The organism is Emergencia sp. 1XD21-10, assembly GCF_009936045.1.
Classification (GTDB): Bacteria; Bacillota; Clostridia; order Peptostreptococcales; family Anaerovoracaceae; genus Senimuribacter; species Senimuribacter intestinalis.
In genome coordinates, this window is sequence record NZ_QWEQ01000012.1 from 83,142 (window position 1) to 107,435 (window position 24,294).

The 24,294-nt window shown below is 43.8% G+C and carries 22 protein-coding genes; 17 read left to right on the forward strand and 5 right to left on the reverse strand.

Features of this window, described 5'->3' with window-relative positions; translation table 11 throughout:
* Window positions 1-237: 237 nt before the first annotated feature.
* The 13 genes from ftsX to D1151_RS09105 all read left to right on the forward strand — a co-directional run bounded on the left by ftsX (window position 238) and on the right by D1151_RS09105 (window position 11,886).
* On the forward strand, window positions 238-1,128 hold the full coding sequence (gene ftsX / locus D1151_RS09045; RefSeq protein WP_160200711.1) for a permease-like cell division protein FtsX: 891 nt from the start codon (window positions 238-240) through the stop codon (window positions 1,126-1,128).
* 44 nt (window positions 1,129-1,172) lie between these two features.
* On the forward strand, window positions 1,173-2,219 hold the full coding sequence (locus D1151_RS09050) for a murein hydrolase activator EnvC (protein ID WP_161908684.1): 1,047 nt from the start codon (window positions 1,173-1,175) through the stop codon (window positions 2,217-2,219).
* A 14-nt stretch (window positions 2,220-2,233) separates the two neighbouring features.
* Window positions 2,234-3,871 (forward strand): single-stranded-DNA-specific exonuclease RecJ, encoded by a 1,638-nt coding sequence (recJ, locus tag D1151_RS09055; protein WP_161908685.1) that lies wholly within the window; start codon window positions 2,234-2,236, stop codon window positions 3,869-3,871.
* Window positions 3,872-3,881: 10 nt separating this feature from the next.
* A complete protein-coding gene (locus D1151_RS09060) occupies window positions 3,882-5,057 on the forward strand; it encodes a S41 family peptidase (protein WP_160200708.1) in 1,176 nt (391 codons plus the stop codon).
* A 673-nt stretch (window positions 5,058-5,730) separates the two neighbouring features.
* Complete coding sequence (locus D1151_RS09065; RefSeq protein ID WP_160200707.1) at window positions 5,731-6,036, forward strand: YerC/YecD family TrpR-related protein; 306 nt, start codon at window positions 5,731-5,733, stop codon at window positions 6,034-6,036.
* Window positions 6,037-6,109: 73 nt separating this feature from the next.
* The gene (locus D1151_RS09070) at window positions 6,110-6,667 is read left to right on the forward strand and encodes a 4'-phosphopantetheinyl transferase superfamily protein (RefSeq protein WP_161908686.1); all 558 of its coding nucleotides are present in this window, start codon (window positions 6,110-6,112) and stop codon (window positions 6,665-6,667) included.
* A 20-nt stretch (window positions 6,668-6,687) separates the two neighbouring features.
* Window positions 6,688-7,164 (forward strand): regulatory protein RecX, encoded by a 477-nt coding sequence (locus tag D1151_RS09075; protein WP_161908687.1) that lies wholly within the window; start codon window positions 6,688-6,690, stop codon window positions 7,162-7,164.
* The gene (locus D1151_RS09080) at window positions 7,161-7,847 is read left to right on the forward strand and encodes a ThiF family adenylyltransferase (protein WP_161908688.1); all 687 of its coding nucleotides are present in this window, start codon (window positions 7,161-7,163) and stop codon (window positions 7,845-7,847) included. Before D1151_RS09075 ends, D1151_RS09080 begins: the two co-directional genes overlap by 4 nt.
* Before the next feature lie 105 nt (window positions 7,848-7,952).
* Window positions 7,953-8,519, forward strand: a complete 567-nt coding sequence (locus D1151_RS09085) for a DUF4342 domain-containing protein (RefSeq protein ID WP_161908689.1) — start codon at window positions 7,953-7,955, stop codon at window positions 8,517-8,519.
* 23 nt (window positions 8,520-8,542) lie between these two features.
* Window positions 8,543-9,220: a response regulator transcription factor gene (locus tag D1151_RS09090; protein ID WP_161908690.1), complete on the forward strand. Its 678-nt coding sequence runs from the start codon at window positions 8,543-8,545 to the stop codon at window positions 9,218-9,220.
* 4 nt (window positions 9,221-9,224) lie between these two features.
* On the forward strand, window positions 9,225-10,448 hold the full coding sequence (locus D1151_RS09095) for a cell wall metabolism sensor histidine kinase WalK (RefSeq protein WP_160200701.1): 1,224 nt from the start codon (window positions 9,225-9,227) through the stop codon (window positions 10,446-10,448).
* A 227-nt stretch (window positions 10,449-10,675) separates the two neighbouring features.
* On the forward strand, window positions 10,676-11,476 hold the full coding sequence (pdaA, locus tag D1151_RS09100) for a delta-lactam-biosynthetic de-N-acetylase (protein ID WP_251630282.1): 801 nt from the start codon (window positions 10,676-10,678) through the stop codon (window positions 11,474-11,476).
* A gap of 74 nt (window positions 11,477-11,550) precedes the next feature.
* Window positions 11,551-11,886 (forward strand): hypothetical protein, encoded by a 336-nt coding sequence (locus D1151_RS09105; RefSeq protein ID WP_160200699.1) that lies wholly within the window; start codon window positions 11,551-11,553, stop codon window positions 11,884-11,886.
* Window positions 11,887-11,895: 9 nt separating this feature from the next.
* Here D1151_RS09105 and D1151_RS09110 read toward each other — a convergent pair whose 3' ends face one another.
* A complete protein-coding gene (locus tag D1151_RS09110; RefSeq protein WP_160200698.1) occupies window positions 11,896-12,702 on the reverse strand; it encodes a MerR family transcriptional regulator in 807 nt (268 codons plus the stop codon).
* A gap of 68 nt (window positions 12,703-12,770) precedes the next feature.
* Here D1151_RS09110 and D1151_RS09115 point away from each other — a divergent pair, with 68 nt between their 5' ends.
* Window positions 12,771-14,117 (forward strand): MATE family efflux transporter, encoded by a 1,347-nt coding sequence (locus tag D1151_RS09115; RefSeq protein WP_161908691.1) that lies wholly within the window; start codon window positions 12,771-12,773, stop codon window positions 14,115-14,117.
* 123 nt (window positions 14,118-14,240) lie between these two features.
* Here D1151_RS09115 and D1151_RS09120 read toward each other — a convergent pair whose 3' ends face one another.
* The 4 genes from D1151_RS09120 to D1151_RS09135 form a co-directional block, all read right to left on the reverse strand.
* Window positions 14,241-16,793 carry a cation-translocating P-type ATPase gene (locus D1151_RS09120; RefSeq protein WP_161908692.1) on the reverse strand — a complete coding sequence of 851 codons (2,553 nt, stop codon included), beginning with the start codon at window positions 16,791-16,793 and terminating at the stop codon, window positions 14,241-14,243.
* Window positions 16,794-17,226: 433 nt separating this feature from the next.
* The gene (locus D1151_RS09125; RefSeq protein WP_161908693.1) at window positions 17,227-17,490 is read right to left on the reverse strand and encodes a hypothetical protein; all 264 of its coding nucleotides are present in this window, start codon (window positions 17,488-17,490) and stop codon (window positions 17,227-17,229) included.
* A gap of 9 nt (window positions 17,491-17,499) precedes the next feature.
* Complete coding sequence (locus D1151_RS09130; protein ID WP_160200694.1) at window positions 17,500-17,886, reverse strand: hypothetical protein; 387 nt, start codon at window positions 17,884-17,886, stop codon at window positions 17,500-17,502.
* A gap of 34 nt (window positions 17,887-17,920) precedes the next feature.
* Window positions 17,921-18,286, reverse strand: a complete 366-nt coding sequence (locus tag D1151_RS09135) for a DUF2089 domain-containing protein (protein ID WP_160200693.1) — start codon at window positions 18,284-18,286, stop codon at window positions 17,921-17,923.
* A gap of 175 nt (window positions 18,287-18,461) precedes the next feature.
* Between D1151_RS09135 and D1151_RS09140 the strand changes: the two genes are divergently transcribed.
* The 3 genes from D1151_RS09140 (at window position 18,462) to D1151_RS09150 (ending at window position 24,240) form a co-directional block, all read left to right on the forward strand.
* Window positions 18,462-19,268, forward strand: coding sequence for an RNA-binding protein (locus D1151_RS09140; protein WP_161908694.1), 807 nt, complete (start codon window positions 18,462-18,464; stop codon window positions 19,266-19,268).
* Window positions 19,269-19,548: 280 nt separating this feature from the next.
* Window positions 19,549-20,322, forward strand: a complete 774-nt coding sequence (locus tag D1151_RS09145; RefSeq protein WP_161908695.1) for a septation ring formation regulator EzrA — start codon at window positions 19,549-19,551, stop codon at window positions 20,320-20,322.
* A gap of 294 nt (window positions 20,323-20,616) precedes the next feature.
* Complete coding sequence (locus D1151_RS09150) at window positions 20,617-24,240, forward strand: MucBP domain-containing protein (protein ID WP_161908696.1); 3,624 nt, start codon at window positions 20,617-20,619, stop codon at window positions 24,238-24,240.
* Window positions 24,241-24,294: the final 54 nt, after the last annotated feature.

Sequence of the window (24,294 nt, forward strand, 5' to 3'; positions counted from 1 at the left end):
TTTTTGAAGAAGCTTCTGTAGAAGAACACTCTGAACCAGAGGCTGCTGAGCCGGAAGTTTCTGAAATGGAGTCTCTGACTTTGGAAGAATTTGCTGTCAGTGAGGACAACTGTGCTTTGCCAGACTTGGCAGATGACAGCGAAAAATTTAAGACGATGCGGTTTAAGACCACTGAATATGGAAAGCTTGAAAACAATCAAGAAGCCGAATCTTTGGCAGAAGAGGAGGGCGACAGCGATGAGTCAGATTCTTTATAATATCAAACAGGCTTTTGTGCAGATTGGCAGAAACAAGGCGATGAGTCTTGCATCGGTATTTGCCATTACGGCGATGATGCTGATTTTGGGGTTGTTCTTTGTGATTACAGTTAATATTAATCTTTTTACTGAAATGGTAAAATCTGATTATGATCAAGTAGAGATTTTCCTACTGGATGAGACAACTACCGAAGAAGCGCAGGATATCATGGATAAAATCGAGGGACGCAAGGGTGTTGAGAAGGTGGAATACAGAACCAAAGAAGATGCTCTGAACATTATGAAATCTCGCTGGGGAGAGAGCAGCTACCTTTTGGATTCACTGGGCAATAACCCGCTTCCGAATTCCGTACTGATTACAGTAGATACTTTGGAGAGCGCAGGAGCGGTTACTGATTATGCGGCAAGTCTTGATGGCGTAGAGGATGTGAAATATTATCAGGAAACCGTTGAAAAACTTACAAAGGTAACTGGATTTTTGCAGATAGCTGCTTTGATTATCATGGCATTTTTAGTAGTAGTTTCCATTGTAGTTGTGTCCAACACCATTAAGCTTACTGTCTTTGCAAGGTCCAGAGAAATTTCTATCATGAAATATGTCGGTGCGACCAACTGGTTTATTAGAGGACCGTTTCTTGCAGAAGGCATTATCATCGGCATTCTGGCTTCCATGGTTTCGGCGGGAATCACTTTCGGCATTTACAGCAAGATCGTGGATTTAATTGGTACACAGGTGATGACTATATTATCGTCCCCGCTGGTGCCTGCAGGATACCTTGCAGTGAATTTGATTTGTATCTTTTTGGCGATGGGTATCAGTATCGGCGCATGGGGCAGCATCATCTCTATGAGAAGATTTTTGGATACATAAACTTCGATGCAAAAAAGAATTGAATCAATATGAGGAGATAAGATATGAAAAAGAAAAGTTTAATCTGCTTTTTAATATTTGTGCTTGTCGCAGTCTTTAGCACTTATGGTCTCAGTTATGCGGACACAAAGGCGGATAAGCAGGAAGAGTTGAATGAGATTAAAGAGCAGACAAAAGAAGTCAAAGACGATATGCAGGAGCTGGTTTCCAAAATTGAGGATCAGCAGGCAGAAATTAACAAAATTCAAGTTTCCATTGAGAAAAAGGAAGCTGAGCTTGAAAAAGCGGAGGCTGAAATTGCAAAGACCATCAAAGAGATAAAAGCAAGGGAAGACGGTCTTAACAAACGTCTTAGAACTATGTACAAAAATGGTTCTGTAGGCTATCTGGATGTGCTTCTTGGTTCCAGCAGTATTTCTGAGTTCATATCCAATCTGGAGATGATTCAGAAAATCTATAAAAATGACCAGAATATCCTTGTGACTTTGGAAGACCAGCAGAAAGAGCTGGAAGAAAAACAGAATGTCCTTGAGCGTGAGCAAAAGGAACTTGGCGAGAAAAAAAGCGAAGCTCAGGAGAAGCGAGATTCTCTGAAAGAGGACCAGACTGCACTGCAGGAAAAGCTAGACGAGCTTAATTCGGAAGCCGAGCGAATCGGTGATGAAATTGCAAATATGCAGGATCAGAATAAAGTCTACGAGGGCGGCAAATTTATGTGGCCGACCAATTCCACTTACATTACGTCACCGTTTGGTTTCCGTATTCACCCTGTGACAGGCTATTATACTGGACATACGGGTGTGGATATCGGCGCCAGCTATGGTTCACCTGTCTATGCAGCGGCTGATGGAACCGTTATCGTGGCAAGCAATTCTTACGGCGGATATGGCGTAGCAGTAGTAATTGACCACGGAAGCGGAATCAGTACTCTGTACGGTCATAACGACCACGTGGAGGTTAGCGTAGGACAGCATGTCAAACGGGGGCAGATTATTGCATACTCCGGAAACAGTGGTGTGTCCACTGGACCTCATCTGCACTTTGAAGTCAGAATCAACGGCTCTTATGTGGATCCGATGTCATATTTTTAAATAAAGGGTGAAGAATGAATTTACAACCTAGAATATACGAGTTATTGCATAAAAGAGGTATTGAGACGGAAGCTGATATTGAAGAGTTTCTGTCGGACAAACCTCAGAAGACTTACGATCCATTCCTGCTTCTTAACATGGAGGCAGGAGTGGATTTAATATTGTCTTCTATTGAAGAGGACGAGAAAATCTGTATCTATGGAGATTACGATGCTGATGGAATCACTTCTACGGCAGTGCTTATGGAGGTCTTGTCCAATTTGACGTCCAATCTGGCATATTATATTCCGTCCCGCTTTGAGGAAGGGTACGGACTTAACTGCGGAGCCCTGGACAAAATCAAGGCAGCGGGAATTGATCTTGTGATTACCGTGGACTGTGGCAGTGTATCCTGCGCAGAGGTAGAACATGCCAAGGAAATCGGACTTAAAATACTGGTAACAGACCATCATACCATTACAGATAAAGTGGCGGACTGCCTGGTGATTAATCCTATGCAGCCAGGCTGTCCATATCCTTTTAAACATCTGGCAGGAGTAGGAGTAGCCTTTAAGCTGGCGCAGGCAATTGCAGCGGAGACAGGGCTTCCAAAGTCTGCAGTTAACAGAACGTTGGATCTTGTTGGCGTGGGCACCATTGGAGATATTGTGCCTTTGGTTGATGAAAACCGCACTTTGGCCAAATATGGAATTCGGTCACTAAACCTGACCCAAAGACCGGGGCTTTCAAAGCTTATCGAGGGAACCAGTCTACAGAGAGGAAAGATTAAATCGGAGAATATCTCTTACGTAATCGTACCGCATCTCAATGCGTCTGGGCGTATGCAGGATGCCAAAATTGCAGCGTCTTTGATGATGGAAAAGGACAGCGAAAAGGTGAAAGAAGGGGTGGAAACTTTAATTTCCTGCAATCAGCAGAGAAAGAAAATTCAGAGCGAAACCTTTGAACAGTGCTGCAATATTGTAGAAGAAAAATATCAGACTGCCCCTTTTCTTGTTATAGATTTGGAGGATGCCCATGAGGGGATTACTGGCATTGTTGCAGGAAAGCTGAAGGAAATCTACCATAGACCTGCAGTGATTGTTACTCCTACGGCGGGAGATTGCCTTAAAGGCACTGGAAGGGGTATTGAGGGAATAGACCTTTACAACCTTTTAAAAGATAACGAGGAACTCTTTGAGCGGTTCGGTGGTCATGCGGCGGCCTGCGGATTTACCATGAAAAAGCAGCATCTTGATACTTTGCGCAGTCGTTTAAATGAGTCGATGGGAAGAATTCTTGCTGACAATCCGGAGTTGGCGGATGCACACATTCAGGCAGATTTAAAATTGGAAGCAGGTGATGTTAATCTGCAGCTGGTTGCGGAGCTTAAGATGCTGGAGCCTTTCGGATGTGAAAACCCTCAGCCTCTAGTCAGTATTAGACTTAGACCTGGGTCCATCAGAAAGATGGGCAACCAGAATCAGTATACCAAGTTCATCGGCGTTTTGGATGACGGTAGGGAGATTCAGTGCGTCATATTTAAAGAGGCAAAGTCATACGATGAATTACTGAAAAAAGGTCAGCCTCTTACAGTTACTGGAAATCTGGAAAGTCAGACATGGAATGGGAAACAGTATCTGCAGATTACGGTGCAGGCCATAGAGGAATAGGTGAGAGGAAATGATAAAGATTAAGAAACGACAATTTGCAGCAGTCATACTGTGCACGGTACTTGTAACCTTGCTTTTGACGGCAGGCGGATTTTATCTGCTTACTAGTGCAGCCGGCGTAAAGCTGGTGCAGGGCAAGGACTATAATATGCTTACCGATATGTCGCAAAAGTATAGTAAGTTGTATACGCTGCAGAATACTATCAATGATAAGTTTCTTTGGGAAACCGATGAGAGAGAACAGATGGAAGTCATGTATAAGGCGCTGGTGGATTCTTTGGGGGATAAGTATTCCAGTTACATGAATGAAGAAGAAACGGAAAAATGGAATCGCTATGTTACGGGAGTATTCAGTGGTATCGGCATTACCTTCACAGAAAATGAAAAGGGACAGATGGAGATTTCCAGCGTTATTAAAGAAGGACCAGCAGACATCAGCGGAATCAAGGCTGGTGATATTATTCGCAAGGTAGACGGAAAGTCATACAGTACCTTAGATGAGGTTTCCACCGCCATTCAGGGGGAGGAGGGGACTGTCGTAAAACTGACTTATCTGCGTGGCAAAAAAGAAAAGACTGTATCCATCGTCAGAGGAGTTGTGGAGGAGCGCAGCGTTTATGCGGGCACAGTGGGCGATTCCTATGGCTATATCAGAATTACTGGCTTTGAAAAATCTACAGCTGAGCAGTTCAAACGGGAATTGTCGGCTTTTGAAAATAACAAAAAAATTAAAGGTGTTGTCATAGATATTCGGGATAATCTGGGCGGTATTATGGAACAGAGTATTGAAATTGCAGATGCATTGCTGCCGGAATGCACTATCGTCCACACCGAGGATAGTAAGGGAAAGAAAGAGTACTATAACTCCGACGAAAGCTGCACGAAACTGAAATATGTCCTTTTAATCAATGAAAACAGTGCAAGTGCTTCAGAGATTCTGGCTGCCGCCGTCAAGGATAATGAGGGCGGAAAGTTGGTGGGAATGACAACCTATGGGAAAGGAATCATTCAGAATTCCATGATGTTCAGTGATAGCACTTCTCTGAAGCTGACCACTATGCAGTATCTGTCACCAAAGAATCATAAAATTCACGGCATCGGAATCAAGCCGGATTACAAGGTGAAACAGCCGAAAAATGAAAAGGAAGATATGCAGCTTAAAAAGGCAATTTCGCTGCTTTCGTAGAGCCACTTTGGGCAAGTGCTGTAGTATAAAAGGTTTTAGACTTAACTCTAAAGCCTTTTTGATTGTAGGTGCTGTTTAAATTCCTGATGCGATTTGTTCCGCTGTGGCTATAGTGTTAATAAAGCATAAACGAATCCTGTAGATTTTAGGCCTGCAGGTTTTTTCTTGGGTTAGAGCGCCACTTTTCGCTGCATTTTTGTGTTTTATGGCATCGGCGGGTTGAAATGTGCCACATTTTCCTTATTTCCGGGACAAAATGGCATACGGTAGCTTAGATGTGCCACGTTTCATCTTTTACCAGACAAAACTGGCGGACCTAACGGAGCTGCCATCTTAGATAAGCAAGTGAAAACCGGAAAAAGGTTTGTCGAGGAGTCCTTCTAGGGCATTTTTAGTCAAAACCCAAGTGGAGTCTCGCCATAATTTCCGAAATAGTTGAAGAATGTGGCAGTTTTCGGGATGGCAGTGCCATTATTTAAGAAAAATCAATGAAATATGGCGTGCAGTGTATCAGCTTACAGACCATGAACATTTCTGACACAGTCAGCGATTGATGGCTTTGGTGTAAAGTGGCTAATCAGCGGACAATCAGACAGAGAATTGCCTTTGACTTTCACAGGTAAAAGTGATATAATTGAAAATGAAAATATTGAAAGAAGAAAGGAGCCTGTTCATGGCCTACGATTCAAAGTTCAAAAGAGACGATATTGATGAGTTGTTCGATGGAATACTGACCCTGAAAGACAGAGAGGACTGCTATAGATTTTTCGAGGATATCTGCACGATTAACGAAATTCATGCCATTGCACAACGGCTTCAGGTTGCGAAGCTTCTTTCTTTAAAGAAAACATACAGTGAAATTGAAGAGATGACAAAGGCTTCTACTGCGACAATCAGTCGCATTAATAAATGTCTGGTTTACGGGGCGGACGGCTACCAGAGAGTATTAGAGCGCCTTGATAATCAGAAGAGAAAATAGAGAAGTTCAGTAAGGGCGCCGTTTGTGTGTCCTTGCTTTTTTCTTTATAAGAATGTTGAGGGGAGATGAGATTTTGAGTAGTATTTATATTTATGACGGACCTTTTGAAAAAGGGGAAAAGGGATATGGCCTTATCAGGCAGGCTGCTGTTCGCTACTGCGGAGAAGCCGGTGTAGATTATCCGGTACTGGAGGCGGAGATTTTGAGAGAAGATAAAGGAAAGCCATATTTTGTGGATATTCCTTTGGAATTTTCACTGTCTCACAGTGGAGCGCTGTGGATGTGCATGGTTTCTCAGCAGCCTTGCGGACTTGATTTGCAGTATGTGAAGGACTGCAAATATGAGGAGATTGCGAGAAGACTCTTTACAAAAGAAGAACAGCACTACGTGGAGCTTTGGGGACAGGAAGGCTTCTTCGATGTTTGGGTCAGAAAAGAAGCACTTTGCAAGTGCACGGGACAGGGTATTTTTAGCGATATGCCGTCTGTTGCAGACAGAAACAGTAATTTGCTTGGCACGGTAGCCTGGAATGACAGAGAATATTTTTTTACAGAAATAGAAATTGCACCGGATATCAAATGTGCGGCATGTACAGATGATGAGGCACAGGTAGTGATTCGCGTATTATAATATTGTAATCGGGAGGACTTATGGCAGTCAGTATAGACAATGCGGCTTTGCGGTATTTATCCGCCAGAAGCCGCACTGTTTTTGAGATGAAAAAGAAATTAGCAGAAAAGGGTTTTGAGGAAGAGGAAATTGAAGCGCTTATTCAGCGTTTTTTATCCTATGGATACTTAAACGATGCCACGTACTGTATAGCCTATTTTCGCTATGCCTTTGAAAAAGGCAAGGGCAAGAGAAAGGTTTTTCAGGAGTTGCGCCAGAAGGGCGTGGACGGTTTGACTATAGAAAATGCTTTTGAGGATTACTTGCAGGAAGAAGAAAACGAATACGACGAGCGGGCGATGGCACTGGCAGAAGCGGAGAAGGTGCTGCGTATTGCAGGTGTCAGCAGAGACGAGGAAATTCCGGAAAAAATTTTGGGAAGGATTGCAAGGCGTCTTGGCAGCAAGGGATATGGCGGCGAAACTATTTACGGCGTGATAGGAGAACTTAGAAGATGAGCAGGACAGAGAGAACAGAGTTACTGATTGGAGAGGCAGGTGTCAACAGCCTGGCTTTGGCAAAGGTTCTCGTCTTCGGCGCAGGTGGTGTTGGAGGCTATGTGTGTGAAGCTCTGGCGAGAGCAGGAGTTGGGATGATTTCTATTGTAGATAACGATGTGATTTCAGAAAGCAATATCAATAGGCAGATTATTGCAACCTATGATACCCTGGGCATGGAAAAAGTAAAGGTTATGGAGCAAAGGATTTTATCTATCAACCCGAGCTGTAAAGTAAGCACCTATGGGTGTTTTTACCTGCCTGATACGCAGGAAGCGGCACAGTTTGACTTTACGGACTACGACTATGTGGTGGACGCTATTGATACCACTTCAGCCAAACTGGATATTATTTGCAGGTGTAAGGAGGCAGCAACGCCGGTAATTTCCTCCATGGGAACAGGAAACAAGCTGGATGCTTCACGCTTTGAGATTACCGATATCAGTAATACCAGCGTTTGTCCTTTGGCAAAGGTTATCAGAAAAGAACTGCGGGACCGTGGGATCAAAGACGTAAAAGTTCTATATTCTAAAGAAGAGCCGGTGAAAACAGGAAGCAGAACACCGGGCAGTATCAGTTTTGTGCCGCCGGTGGCGGGACTTCTTATCGCAGGAGAAGTCATTAGAGATTTATTAAAACGTTAATCTATTTTTAATCTTTCTTTCCTTTTTCTTTCATGTTGGCGAGGTAAGATAAATATGCAAAAGGGGATACCATAGAAAACGATTAAAAATGGAAAGGAAATTATCATGGATAAGCTTGAAAAAATTGAAAAAATCATCGAAAAGACAGGTGTGTCTTATGCAGAGGCGAAGAACGCTTTAGAAGAAGCAGGAGAGGATCTGCTGGACGCCATCGTACTTCTTGAAAGTCAGGGCAAAATCAAGAAACCGGAAATGGGCTCTTACACAACCAAAACAGAGGAAACCAGTGAGGAATTTCGAGAGGCGGCAATGTGCTACGAGGAAAAAGACGGTGAGAAGTTTGGAAACATCATGGTGCGCATTTTGAAATGGTTTGGGCAGCTTATTAAAAAAGGCTGTGAAAACTTTTTTATCGTCAAACGCTATGGACAGGAAGTTGTCAATGCGCCGGTTATCGTTTTGATTTTACTTCTGTGCTGCACATTTTGGGTAATCGTGCCGCTGATGATTGTAGGAATGTTCTTCGGCTATAGCTATAGCTTTAGTGGAACAATCACACAGTCTGTAGATATCAACAAAGCGTGTGATAAGGCAGCAGAAGCTGCGGAAACGGTGAGACAGGAGTTTTCCCAAGAGTTCGTGAAGGGATCTTCCAACCCGAAAAATAAATAACAGCGAAAGTAGGAGAGATACAGGTGGCAGAGAAAATTTTACTGGTAGAAGACGATACCAAAATAGCAAGATTTGTGGAACTTGAACTTGCTCATGAAGGATACTCAGTAGTCAAGGCTTTTGACGGCAGACAGGGTTTGGAACTAGCGGAAAGCGGCGGCTTTGATCTGATGCTTCTTGACATCATGCTGCCTGGTCTCAACGGTTTGGAAGTGCTCAGAAGGCTCAGAAGGGCTTCTGATATGCCGGTTATTATGCTGACGGCTAGAGATGCGGTTATGGATAAGGTTTCCGGACTTGATTCTGGGGCGGACGACTATATTACCAAGCCTTTTGCAATTGAAGAACTGCTGGCGAGAATTCGTGTCGTATTCAAGAAACGCAGTGGACAGAAGCAGACCAGAAAATTCACCGTAAAAGGAGTCACCATGGATACAGATCGTCACGAGGTCACCTATAACGGCGAAATCGTAGAGCTAAATCACAGAGAATATGAGCTGGTTCGCATTCTCATGGAAAATAAGAATATTGTTTTGAATCGGGAAAAGCTTTTGGACAGTGTATGCGGCTATGATTATATGGGGGAAACGAATATCATTGATGTATATGTGCGCCACATCAGAAGCAAACTTGACGATCGTTTCGGCATTAAATTTATTACAACTGTGCGAGGCGTAGGCTATGCAGTCAAAGAGGATTAAAAAGATGAACGAAGCAAGCCGCATGACCTCTATTGCCAGAAAGATAAATTTTGAGTTCTGGCTGCGCCAGTTTGCTAATTTCATCGCCATCGACCTGATATTGCTGATTACTATTTGCGTCAGCTTTTTCCTTTGGAGAGAGGGACTGGTGCCGGATTCAGAAATGGTCAGCAATCGGGATTTTATCTGGGGTAACTATGAAAACTGGCGGTATATCATAGAGACAGAATCAGGAAAAGTCTATTCCTATTACATTCGGGATTATGGTGCATTCTTTAAAATACCGGCGCTGATTTTGTTAATCCTTCAGGCAGTTATGCTTATTGAGGATTTGTTTCACACCAAAAAGGTGCGTCATCTGATGAAACCCCTTAACGACATTGCAGTCAGAACAGAAAAGCTTTCTAACATGGCTTTTGACAGTGCAAAAATGGAAAGTTTTGAACAGGCGGTCTCAGGACTGGATCCGGAAAATCCAGAGGCAAAAGTTTCCACGGGAGATCAGGATCTTCGCAGTCTGGAGATTGCCATCAATAATCTGATTGAGCGCATGCGGGAAAGCCACAGGCAGCAGGATCGTTTTGTTTCTGACGCTTCCCACGAGTTGCGCACGCCTATTTCGGTTATTCAAGGGTATGTTAATATGCTGGATCGCTGGGGCAAGGAAGACGAAAAAATTCTGGAAGAATCCATCGAAGCAATTAAGAACGAGTCTGAACATATGAAAAACCTCATTGAACAGCTTTTGTTTCTTGCCAGAGGTGACAGCGGACGGAATACGCTGGAGTTCACGCAGGTGAATCTGACGGAAATTGTAGAAGAGGTGTGGGAAGAATCGGAGATGATTGATGAGGATCATGTGTACCGCTTTGAGGGTGAACCGGGTCTTTGGCTGCGTGCAGATCGCGCCATGCTGAAACAGTCCCTGCGCATTCTAGTACAAAATGCGGCTAAGTATTCAGGCTCAGGAGATACTATTTATCTTAGAACAAAGCGCATTGACGGAAGACCTGCTTATATTGTTCAGGATGAAGGAATCGGGATGGCTTCTTCGGAAGTGGTGCATGTATTTGAGCGGTTTTATCGGGCAGACGCTGCCAGGAGCCGATCAGAATCAGGAACTGGCCTTGGGCTTTCCATTGCAAAGTGGATTATCGACGCCCATAAGGGAGAAATCGAAGTACTGTCCAGACCTGAGTTTGGGACCAGGTTTACCGTAAAATTATAGAAAAATAGAAGCGGCTATTTCTAAGCTGGCATCGTATTTTTGCACCATTTTTTCTAAAATGAGGGTCAATGGTGCGGATTGGGGAGCCGTTGAAGAAGAGTCTGCACCATTTGACATTGAAATATAACGTCATGGTGCAGATTTAACGGCTTGGCAGTCATAGGCGGTGAGCGTTTTGCATATAGTGTACCATGTTTATCGATATTAATAAAAAGAGAGTAAGGCAAGTGGGAGTAGGCGCATTGGCAGCGGTACTGGCTATCGGTCTTGCTGCGGGCTATCGAGTCGTCAAACCGGGAGAGGCGAAGAAAGGACCGGAACAGATGACCGCAGGAAGCACGCAGGCTACGGACTGGGGTCTGTCTTTTCAGACTGAAGGGCAGCCGCCTGTGGGAAATGCCAGCAGTGAAGAACTCGCTAAATACGATGCATATTACTGCAGTGATTCCAAAGAAAAGGTATTGTATTTAACCTTTGACGCCGGCTTTGAAAACGGCTGCACTGGAGAGATTTTAGACGTGCTAAAAAAAGAAAAAGTGCCTGCTGCATTTTTCCTGGTAGGAACTTATATGAAGGAAAACGGGGATTTAGTAAAGCGCATGGCGAAGGAAGGGCATATCGTCGGCAATCACACCATGCATCACCCGGATATGTCAGCTATCACCGACGAGGCTGCATTAAAAGAGGAATTGGAAGGGGTAGAAAAAATCTACAAAGAGGTTACAGGAAAAGAAATGCAAAAGTTCTACAGACCGCCCCAGGGCAAGTTCAGCACCTCCAATTTGGAGCAGGCGAAAAAGCTGGGCTATACCACCGTCTTTTGGAGTCTTGCTTACGTAGATTGGTATGTTGACAAACAGCCGACTAGAGAGGAAGCGTTGGAAAAACTGCTGCCAAGGACTCATAATGGGGCGGTGATACTTCTTCACTCCACTTCTAAGACCAATGCAAAGATTTTGCAGGAACTGATTAAAAGGTGGAAAGACGAGGGATATACCTTTAAGTCGCTGAAAGAGCTGGGAAACTGAGACATTTGACTGGCAAGTTGGTGTTGCAGACATAAGAATTCTATGATATAATCGAATCAAAAGGAGGGGTTTTTATGGAAAATGCAGCACAAAAGACAAACAAGAAGAACATACTGATTCGTATATTAGCGATAGGGCTGCTTCTTTTCTTTCTGTTCTTTGGAATGGAGATGAAAAGCGGATACTGCTTTGGGGTAGAAGTCTTTCATAGCCTAGGATTGAGCCCGTGGTCTCTAGTGAATCAGGGATGGTTTTATCCCGGGATTTTAAGTATCACCGGAGCCCTTGCTTCCATCATTTTGTTTTCCTTTGCGACAAAAGACAGAATGAAAACTTTCCGCTATTTCATGATAGGAGCCCTTGCAGTAGGCATCGGATGCAGTGTTTTGTCACTTCATGGTGTGATATAGCAGCGTATATCAGCCGCGAATTTTAACCTGCAGCTGGGTGATGTATTCGTCCTCGCAGTTGGTGTCGTGATTATCAATCATATAGAGTTCAAGCGGGTCGCTTTCAGCAGTGTACCCGCTTTTTTTCATGTGGATGAAAAAGTTTTTCCATGCAGCAGGGATGTTCTGGTAGCTGCCGCAGCAGGTTGCGCAAAGATATTTGCCTGCGGGAAGCGTTGTATCGAAGCTGCCTTTGTCCACAATACAGAAAGCGGAGTTGAAGTGACCATAGTGGCCTTTTTCGATAAAATCCAGCGGAATAGTGGCTCCGGTTCTGCTGTTTCCGATGAGATAGAGGTGTGATTCGTGCTCCTTTTGCAGTTTTTTGATGACAAAGTCCAAATCCTCATCACGGTAAACCCTCTCACTCAGCTTTAGAATTTTTCGTACAGGCAGGACTTCGACGTGAGGCTGTTCGCTGCCTGGTGCGCTCCTTCTATGACTCTCAATTTCTGAAATGCGGTCTGTCAGCTGACTTTTCAGGTTTTGCAGGGTCAGCATTTTTTCGTCGATAACAGAAATTTCCTGCTGAAAAAGGGCCAGGGTTTTGGCAAGATCAAAATCTGCCAGATGATTTTTGATTTCCTCCATAGAAAAGCCAATGGTGCGCAGATCTCTCAGGATGTTCAACGTGCGGATATCGCCAATACCGTACATTCTGTAGCCGTTATTGTCACGATGTGGCTTTAAAATCCCGATTTCCTCATAGTAGCGCAGGGAGTCGGTACCGATTCCATACAGGGCTGAAATTTCTCCGATTTTGTAGTATTCTTTCATAAAAAAACTCCTTTACCTTAGTATTATACCAAGGTTTATAATGAAAGGGAAGAGCATGGGAGGAAATCATGGATTTAGATGTAAAACGGGAGATTAAACATAAATTTTTCAGCTATGCGCTGCCATCGGTGGCAGCAATGTGGGTTTACACCATTTATACTATGGTGGACGGCATGTTTGTGTCAAGAGGTGTAAGCACTACGGCGCTGGCTGCTGTCAACATTGCTATGCCGCTGATTAATGCTGCTTTTGCTTTGGGTATTTTATTTGCGGTGGGCGCCAGTACAAAAGCTTCTATTTGTAAAGGACAAAATAATCAAAAGGAAGCAAGTCGGATTTTTACCACCAGTACGGTAACTGTATTTTGCCTGGCATGGATTGTGGTAATTGCAGCACAGCTGAATTTGCATAGACTCGCTCTGCTTTTGGGTGCGACGGAGGGTACGATAGAATATGTAGAGGATTATCTGCGCATTATTGTTTGCTTTGTGCCATGCTATATGACTTCTTATAATATGGAAGTTTTGATTAAGGCGGACGGCTTTCCAAAGAAGGCTATTATGACGACCTGTGTGGGAGCGGTTACCAATATTACGCTGGACTATTTCTTTGTCATGGTATTTCAGTGGGGGATAAAGGGTGCAGCTATTGCTACGGGGATTTCTCAGGTGCTAACCTTTACAGTATTTTTGAGTCATTTTCTTTCAAAAAAATCCTACTTTAAGTTTGTAAAAATCAAATGGCATATCAGGGAGGTGCTGGGTTTTGCCAAACTGGGCATAGCCGACAGTGTCACGGAGTTTTCTGTAGGCGTGATTATTTTCATGTTCAACAATGTGCTGATACGTGTCTCTGGAGATAATGGTGTGGTAATCTATACGGTCATCGCTTACGTTTCTCAGCTGATTCTGATGACTATGATGGGGATTAATCAGGGCATGCAGCCTCTTGTCAGTTTCTATCACGGCAGGAAGGAAAATACGGTTCATCGGTATATTCTTCGCATTGCGATTTTTAGTGCGGCAGTAGCTTCGGTGCTGTCTTTTGCTGTCGGTGCACTCTACCCTAATCCGGTGGTGGCGGTCTTCATCGATCCAAGCCTTGATATGGCGCTGTACCTGGATGGGGTGCGGGCTTTTAAGCTGTTTTCGTTTTCTTTCCTGCCGCTGGGCGTGGTGATTATTCTGGCGGGATATTTCACAGCGCTGGAACAAAACAAACCAGCCATGGCAATCTCTATGGGCAGAGGTTTGATCTTTGTAACAATTTGCCTGCTGCTCTTTGCAAAACTCTTTGGAGAAATCGGCGTATGGCTGTCTATGGGTGTTTCAGAAACTATGGCGTTAATACTGGCGCTGGTATTATATAAGTGGAAGCTGGCAGGAGGGCGAGATGAGAACCCGGCTAATCGTTAAAGCAAAATGCAGGAATCTATATAGAAATCCCGAACTTTTGGGCAGTAATCGCCTAAAAGTTCGGGATTTTGGCAGTTCTAAGGTTTTTATTATAGTTATCTGCTTTCTTTGCTAAAATGCGTGTTACGAAGCGGAGCTGCTTGGCTGGAATGCGGCCTTGACCAGCCTCCATATTTGTATGAGCAGTGTAGGCACAAAGGCGAGCAGGCAAACCAGAAGCAGCTGATCGATAGAAAGTGGTGCGATACCAAAGGCTGTTTCAAAGATGGAAAGCCGCAAGATGGCAAAGAGCAGAGCGGCGCCAAGGGCAAAAGCTGCAATCGTGTAAATGTTACGAAATATGCCCAGCTGGAAAATGGAGGCTTTTCCTCTGCAGTTAAAGCCGTGCCAAAGTCTTGCAAAGCATAATGTGGCAAACGCCATGGTGGAAGCTGCAGTAGTACTGGTTTTTAGCCCCATGTGAAAAGCAATAATGGCAGCTGCACTGATTAGAAGTCCCTGAACTGTGATTTTTAACAGCGCATTTGCAGACAGTATGGAAGCGTTTTTTGCACGGGGTTTATTGTGTATCAGTGCAGGATTTGCAGGTTCCATGCTGATGGCAAGGGCAGGCAGACTGTCTGTAATCAGGTTAATGAACAGAAGCTGCACTGCGGTAAATGGCGCTGGCAGCGCCATGAGGGCGGCGTAGAGCACGGTCAGGATTCCGGCAGCATTACCGGAAAGAAGAAACTGAATTGCATTTTGGATATTTGCATAGATGTTTCTTCCGTTGAGTACGGATTTGATGATGGTAGCAAAATTATCGTCGGTCAATATCATGGAAGCGGAGTCCTTTGCGACTTCGGTTCCTGTGATTCCCATGGCTACGCCCACATCGGCACTTCTCAGTGCCGGGGCGTCGTTGACGCCGTCGCCGGTCATGGCGACGATGTGGGCGCGGGATTGCCAGGCATTAACAATTCTGATTTTGTTATCGGGGCTGACTCTAGCATAAACGCTGATGTGAGGCAGCTTTTCTTGTAATTGGTCGTCACTCATAGCGTCAAGTTCTGTGCCGGTTACAGCAATATCTCCCTCTTCCATTATGCCGATTCGCTTTGCGATGGCAGAGGCAGTCACCTTGTGGTCACCAGTAATCATAATAGCTTTGATACCGGCAGTTTTACAGTCTTTTACTGCCTGCGCAGATTCTGGACGCGGCGGATCCATTTCGGCAACCAGACCTAGATATTCAAGATCTTGTTCATCATCCAGGGTCAGGTCCTTTTGTGCAGGCAGAATCTTACGGGCAAAGGCGAGAACCCGCAGACCCTGCTTCGATAGAGCAGTATTAGTCTGACGGATTTGTTCTTTTTCATCTTCTGAAAGGGTGGAGGTTCGCGCTAAAATCACATCTAAGGCGCCCTTAGTATACATGGTTGGATCCCCGTTTATTTCATGCAGAGTACTCATCAACTTTCGGTCGGAATCGAAGGGAAGTTCCGAAAGACGGGGGAAGTCTGCCATTACTTTATCGTAGTCATCTTTTTCGGTCATATAGTAGGTGACCAGTGCAGTTTCCGTTGGATCGCCGGAAACTGCACCGTCTGTGATGACTGTATCGTTACAGAGTATGGATGCTTGCAGAAGCGGCTCTTTCTTCTCAGAAGAAACGGAAAGCTGCTCTACTGTCATTTTATTTTGGGTTAGGGTACCGGTTTTGTCGGAGCAGATGATGGAAACGCAGCCTAGCCCCTCGACAGCGTTTAGCTCTTTGATGATAGCATTCTGATCAGCCATGCGGGAGGTGCCGATGGCAAGGGATATGGTGATGATGGAGGACAGTGCTTCTGGAATGGCAGCTACAGCTAATGCCACTGCAAAGAGCAGGGATTCGCTGAACTCCATGCCGCGATAGAGATTGAGTGCAAAGACACCAGCGCAGACAAGGAGTATACCGATGGAAAGGTTTCGGCTGAATTTATCCATGGTGACCTGCAGGGGCGTTTTCCGCTGGGCAGTCTGATTCATCAGATTTGCAATTTTTCCAAGTTCTGTGGAATTGCCGACAGCGGTAACAACGGCAAGCGCCCTTCCATAAGTAACCAATGAACCGGAGAATACCATATTAGTTTGATCTCCCAGCGCTACTTTATGATCAGTAATCATATCTGCACTTTTTTCGACACTCTCAGATTCTCCAGTCAGAGAACTTTCACTGACTTTCAAAGAATGACTTTCGATGATACGACCATCTCCGGCAACGATATCGCCGGCATCAAGACGGATGATATCACCGCAGACAAGCTGGGTAGCGGGAATTTCCTGTGCTTCTCCGCTGCGAATAACCTTTGCAATAGGCGCAGAGAGATTTTTCAGACTTGTCAGGGATTTTTCGGCTTTGATGGACTGCACAGTGCCAAGAATGGCATTGAGAATGAGCACCACCAGAATTACGATGGTACTTTCTTGATTTCCTGTAAAGAAAGAAATTGCTGCTGCAATAATCAGAATGATAACTAAAAGATCGCGGAACTGTTCTGCAAAGATTCTTAGGGCGCTCTTCTTCTTTTTTTCGTAAAGCTTATTTTCTCCGTAGGTTTTGCGGCTTTCTTCAATCTGCTGCGGGCTGAGCCCGGAAGAAGCGGAAGAAAAGGCTTTTAGCACCTGACTGATGTCTTGATTGTAATACATAAATGAACCTCCTGTTTCTCTAAACTTAAGTATGCCCAGATTTCACCTGGATAACAAAAAAGAGACCTTTAAAGCAAATATTAATATATGCTTTAAAAGTCTCGCTATTTCAAGTAGATGCGAATTACCTTTGGGTAATTGTATTGACGCATGTTACTACAGCCATGCTGCTTTCGCTGCGTGCGATTTAGCAGGCTGCCAGCTACTCCCTCTTAAACAAAGTATGTATGTGAATCTTTTTGGTGAATAAAAATATAGCACATCTTCTAAAAAAATGCAAGGTAATTTTGCAGAGTTTCGCGGCAGGGATTTCTTAACCATCTATAAAAAGTGGCTCGCCTGCCCGACGGATAGTAAGCTTTTTCAAAAAATGTATAATACCAAAGATAAATCTTAATCCCAAATATTTACTCTTTAGTAGTGAAAAAATTTGTTAGAGTCTGATGGACACCATTGCGCCGTCATGGGATTCGACATGAACGATTTCAAGACCGGGATACTCCGCCATGATTTCCCTGCACATCTTGTAGTAAAATTGTATTGCTTTGCGGCTGACTAAGTGTTCAAACTCCTTAGGAACGGATTCCTTCATGGCGTCAAAGGCAGAATTTGGGATAACCTTAAGTGCAACGCCTGCAAGACTGACGGGCACAGGAATGGTCATATGATATTTATCTGCGTGAATTTTGATTTTCATGGGAATCACCTATTCAATACAGATTCGGATAGTGGTATTTTCGGCGGAAGAAGTAACATTGACGATGTCACCGTCTAGTTCTTCATCCAGACATTCGTTGATGGCTTCCATCAATTCGGCTAAATCGAAATCCTGCATCTGTTCTTCCGGCAGGGGCAGTTTTCCTGTGACTTTTAGAATTTTTTTTACAGCACCCACAGGGAACTGTACTGTGACCTTGTCACCGTTTGATTCATTGTCCACAAGGATGCGAAGCATCCGTTTATTGTAAGGCTTTTCAGCCATTAGGGTGGTCTGTGTATCTGTGCTTTGCAGTGCCTCTATCAGATCGGACGCCTCTTCTGCGGTGATGGTTCCTTCTTCTAGCATTTTTAAAATTCTCATTTTCTCTTCCACTTGTGGTTACCTCCATAAATTGATTCATTTTGTTTTACTTCAGCATGGCAAGCGCCTGCTTTGCTGTGATCTCTCCCTTTTCTAGCGAATTTAAGATCTCCTCTCTGCGCATTGCTTCCGCATCTTTTTTGGCTGCATTTTCATATCCCAGCGCTCTGATAATGCCGTCCAGGCGAGCGCGCACTGTAGGATAGGAAATGCCCAGTTCTTTCTCAACTTCTTTAATATTGCCGCGACAGCGGATAAAGGTTTCTGTGAAATACAGTTCTTCTTCTGTAAGATAATCGAACTTGCTCAGTGTAAAATCGTTTTCGATGACGGTTTCACAGCGGCTGCATTTCAGTCTCGTTACCTTCAGTTGCCCGTCGCAGACGGGACAGCGGCTGATGATCTTTTTCATAAATAACTCGTTTTCCTCCCTTCCGATATCAATAATTTAACATCGTAAATTCAAAAAGTCAATATAAAAATTAAAAATATTAATCTTATGATTGAAAAAATTGATATTTTCGTGACGGAATAAATATGGTAAAATAAAAAGAAAGAAATACTGGAAGTTTATAAGGAGTGTATAGATGAAAGAAGATAACTTTTTTCTAGGTCAAATAGAGGATAAAATCGCTCAGTGCGAAAATAAATTTATTGCAACCCATACCGGATTTATGGACCTGCACCAGCAGTCTTTAGCGAGGATTTTCTGCAAGAAAAATTTTGTGCAGGTTTTTACACAGAAGCAGGAGGAAGATCCTGAAATGGCGGCAGAAAGACCTGCCTTGAGGACTTTGTTTTACGGAGGATATGAGCAGGCGGAGCGAGTGATTTTGTTAAATCTGCCGGGGTATGCGGATTTGAAGAATGAGAATCCTTTGGTGATAGTGAGGGCAAAGGTATCGGAGAAAAGTAAGTCGTTGACGCACCGGGATTATTTAGGCTCTCTCATCGGACTCGGTATGAAGAGGGAGATGATCGGCGATATTCTGGTGCGCGATGACGGTGCAGACATCATAGTGCTTGCGGAAATTGCGGACTTTATTTTGCAGAATTACTGCAAAGCCGGTAGAGTCAGTCTTTCGCTGGAAAAATTGGACATTTCTAAGCTCATCGTGCAGGAAGCAAAGGTGAGAGAAATTACCGACACGGTAGCGTCCCTGCGTCTTGATAGTATTGTGGCCTCGGGATTTTCACTCTCTCGCGGAAAGGCAGCAGAGGCAATCACAAGAGGAATCGTTTTTGTCAACAATATGGAGACGGTGAAACCGGATTTTCAATTGAAAGAAGGGGATAAAATTTCGTTAAGGGGAAAAGGCAAGGTCTGTTTGCGGGAGGTAGGCGGCAAGTCTAGGAAAGACAGGCAGTACATTGCTATTGAGAAGTATGAATAACAGGGAAAAATATACAGTAAGCAAATAGATTTTCCAGAAATAAACATTTTTTGACGGATATTCTCTTCCTCGCTGTGATAATTGAGGAATACTGTGTAAAAGCGCAAGGAAAGAATGAATTATATGTGATGCAAGCGAAAGAGGAATTTTCAACAGTATGGGGAGTAATCTAAATAATAGAACTTCTTTTTTGAGACCAAAAAAGGCTGGAGGGGCATAGTCCTTTATGATATGATTGGGGTAGGAAGAGTGGATTGTATGCTTTAGGAGGAGAGAGGATATGATTTTAGGCAGAGATGATTTAAGAGCCATTGGACTGATTGTGGATGAGCGGATTAAACCTTTGGAAGAGAAAATAGATAGGCTGGAAGCCAGAGTCGGTGGTCTGGAAGAGAGAATGGATAGGCTGGAAGCCAGAGTTGGCAGCCTGGAAGTCAGGTTGGATAGGTTGGAAGACGATATGGAAATTCTCAAGGCTAGGACCAGCAAGCTGGAAGAGAATATGGAAATTCTCAAGGATAGAACCAGCAAGCTGGAAGAGAATATGGAAATTCTCAAGGATAGAACCAGCAAGCTGGAAGAGAATATGGAAATTCTCAAGGATAGAACCAGCAAGCTGGAAGAGAATATGGAAATTCTCAAGGATAGAACCAGCAAGCTGGAAGAGAATATGGAAATCGTCAAGGATAGAACCGGCAAGCTAGAAGAGAATATGGAAGTCCTCAAGGATAGAACCAGCAAACTGGAAGAGAATATGGAGCTTGTCAACAGTCAGCTTAATATGCTGAACACCAGCATGCGGGCGGCTAATGAACGAATTGGAAAGCTGGAAGCAACTGTAGGAGATATGAAGTGTCAGATTGACAAGAGAGTCATACCAGGCTTGTCAAATATTGAGGCGGTATATCTTAGCACCTTTGAGCGCTATAAAAGTGAATCGGAAAAGCTGCCGAAGGCATATGAAGATATCGCGATTCTAAAGAAAGTAACCAAAAGTCAGGGACAACTTATAAAAAAGCATGATCAGACGTTGAAAAGACTTCAGGTGCAGTAAAAACAGGAAATGAAACCTGACTAATCATAATAAAAACAAGCTTTTATACATATCAGGAGGACTCCTTCATTTTGAGGGAGTCTTTGTTTTATTTCTGCTATCTTGTGGTGCGATACGGTATACATCTAGCAGGAATTAAACAAAACAGTACTTACACAAATCGTATTTCAGTTTTTTCCAAAAGGAAAGGAGTTTACTAAGAAAAAAATTTGTGCTAGAATATAGCATGGATGAGTAAAATTTGACGAAGTATCAAGAAAGATATACGGGATTTTTGTAGGAAAGGGGCGCCTTATGAAACAGAAAATGACAAAAACAAAATGTTTACTTCTTTGCATTTTGCTTCTTATCGGCACAATTCCTTTTAACATACTATACGCAGAGGAAGAAAAGGATACAACGCCTTATGTGCAGTATAATTTCAACAATAATTTGACAGATGCCAAAGGTCATTCTACACTGACCGCGTGGAGTTCTACTGGGGATAACAACAGAAGCAATGCGACCACCAGCTTTGGAGAAGATGCTGACAATGGAACGTATTGGCAGTGGCACTCCAATACCGCAAGAGGCGGCGGTTTTTATATCGATATTGATAAGGATATTGGGGAAGAATATACCATCGGTCTGAAATTTTCTTTTGAAAACACTCTCGGTGGTTGGAGAAAAATTATCGATTATAAGAATTCAACCGTTGATACAGGGTTTTACTTCTATAATGGTGGACATCTGAATTTCTACAATTATGGGGTCAACGGCGCCAGTGTAACACAGCCGAATCAGGTGGTTGATTTAATCGTAAGAAGAAATAAGAGCGGCACATTTGAGGCTTATATCGTAGATGGTGTCAATAAAAAATTTGATATGTCTGTGCAAGACAGTAGTGGTCAGGGTGTACCGACGGTCATTGGTGGAAAAACCAGACTGGGGTTCTTCTTTGATGATATTGCTACTAGCGCAGAGGCCTCTCCTGGCGGTAAAGTCTACAATTTAAAAATTTGGGATAAATACATGGATCCCGATGATGTAATTGAGGCACTTTTACCGAACGGAACGGTCAATATCCATTATACTGACGAAGATGGAGATGAAGTATTGCCTGACGAAAAAGTCAGCGGTAAGAGCGGAAAGCCTTACTCTGTAGCGCACAAAGAGGTGTTCGGATACCAGTATATGCGTGCAGAGGGGGCGCCTACCAGCGGTACATTCCCAGACAGTGATGAAGTGGATGTTACATTCCGATACAAATGCCTGATTCCTTATACAGTAACAGTCAGATATGTTGATGAAGACGGAAATCAGCTTTGCGAAGATATCGTAGGAAAAGGTGCGGAAGGAAAGACATATAAGGCAAATCAGCTGGAGATTGAGGATTATGATTTTGTCCGAGTTGAAGGGAATGTAAGCGGGACTTACACTAAAAAGCCACAGCTTGTTACTTTCATCTATAAGCCTGAGGAAAAACTGCCAGTACATGAGAACAGTACGGTAATGGCAGTATATCAGGATGAGGATGGAAATCAAATCAATCCAGACATGACATATAAAGGCTATGTTGGGGAAGCGTATCAGACTTCACAGCTTTATATTCCAGGCTATACTTTTAAAGAAATCATAGGTTCTGCAGCAGGTAATTATACGGAAGATCCGATTGTTGTAACCTATGTTTACACGAAAAAAGCGGAAGATGATCCGGACTCTGATAAGGGTGGCAGTATCATCATACGCTATCAGGACAATCAGGGCTATACCATCAGCAGTGATGTTCTGTGCAATGGCAATATTGGAGCTGCTTATGTTGCGCCGCTAAAGGATATTGCTAAGTATAAATTTGATAAAGTGATTGGTGAAGAAAGCGGTGTTATTGAGGATGGCGTCAAGGTAGTTACAGTGCTCTACATACCTCTCGCCAGTGACGTGCTGGCAAGATATCTGGATACTGCAGGCAGAACTGTAGCGGAGACGAAAGTTTACTCAGGCGGAGTTGGACAAAGCTACCGCACCGAAAAACTTGATATAGAAGGCTATGAGTTTATCCGGGTAGAAGGCAATGAAGCCGGTACATTCAGTGAAGATGTGCAGGTGGTAAAATACATCTACAGGCAGCGAGGCAGCATTACCGTAAAGTACGTGGATTTAGACGGAAAGCCGATTAAAGACGAGGTTTCTTTTACTGATTATGTGGACGAGGCGTATGATGTGACAGCGCCGTACATTTCCGGCTATGAGCATATCAGAACAGAAGGAGATGCGACAGGCACGTTCCAGCCGGGTAACCAGGTTATCACCCATGTGTATGAGAAAATTAACGAAGGCAGGGTTATCGTGCATTTTGTTGATGACGAAGGAAAACCGGTGCGGGATGATCTGTTGATACATGGCAGAGTTGGAGCGCCCTATGAAGTAGAGGTGCAGCAGTTCCATGGTTATGAGTATGTTCGAACAGAAGGAGAACTTCATGGCACACTCAGCATGGAAACTGCAGAGGTAACCCACTATTATAAGCTTACGATGCCGGATACAGTAACGGCAAGGTATGTAGATGAGGATGGAAATTTGCTTTGCGATGATATCATCTATAAGGGGAAAACCGGCAGCAGTTATAAGACCTCTCAAATTGAGCTTGCCGGCTATGAATTTGTTAAAGTTACAGGCAGCGAGCAAGGGCGTTTTCAAAGGGAGCCGCAGCTTGTCACCTATGTTTACCGCAAAGCGGCAGAAAAGCCTGTGCCTGAAAAAGGGCAGATAACAGCAAGCTATGTAGATGAAACAGGAAATACCCTGCACAGTAATCTTGTATATCAGGGCGTTTTAGGGGAAAGCTGCCAGACTTCGGCGCTGACCATACCAGGTTACCAGTTGAAAGAGATAGTTGGATCAGAATCTTTGATCTATAAAAAGGAAAATCAGACAGTTACCTACATTTATGTTCCAGAAGATCCGGATACTCCTGAAAATCCGGAGAGGGGTGGTACTGTTATAGTTCACTATCAGACGGAAGAAGGTCTGACTATCAGAAATGACGATGTCTTTAATGGTGACATCGGAGACGCTTATAAAGCTGTTCGCTACCAGATTTCGGGCTATCAGTTTATTCGATCTGAAGGACCGTTTTACGATGCAGCACGGGCAGCCGCAGGCAGTGCGGAAGAAGGCGAAATTGAGGAACGGGTAAAGACTGTCATCATGTATTATGTGCCGGAGGACAAGGCGTCTACGGTGATTGCGAAGTATGTGGATGAAGACGGCAACACGATACAATTTGACAGTATCTATAACGGATTCGTCGGACAAGTCTATCAGACCAGTCAAAAGAATATCAGCGGATACAAGTTTCTGCGTGTTGAGGGCAGTGAAAGCGGTACGTTCAGCGAGGATGTGCAGATTGTAACTTATGTGTACAAGCGAAGTCCAAATGTGGTCATGACGGGCAGAGTGGTAATTCGTTTTGTAGATGAGGATGGTAATATCATTCGAGAGGAAGACACTTACATTGGCTATATCGGTGACAAGTATCAGCTGCAGCAGTATGAAATCAGCGGATATAAATATGTGCGTGCCGAGGGAGAAAGTCAGGGTGTCTTTACTGCAGAGGATCAGGAAATTGTATTGGTTTACCAGAAGCTGAAAGAAGATATCGATAAGCCAGGCGATAATAAACCAGGACAGGACAAACCAGGCGACAGCAAGCCGAATCAAAAGCCAGGAGGCAGTTCTGGGAATTCCGGTGGAACCGGCGACCAGAGCGGTACAAATAAAAATCAGAAAAATGACAATTTGCATCAGATGAACTGGCAGGAAGGCAGACCAAATACGGGTGACCAAACGGCACTACATTTCTATATTGATTTGCTGATTGTATCGATGATAGGGCTTGTTGCCATAGTAAGAAAGTTAAAAATTGACAAGAAAAAATAGAAATGAATAAAGGACAGCATCTGCGAGGGTATCCTTCAGGCAGGGCTGTCCTTG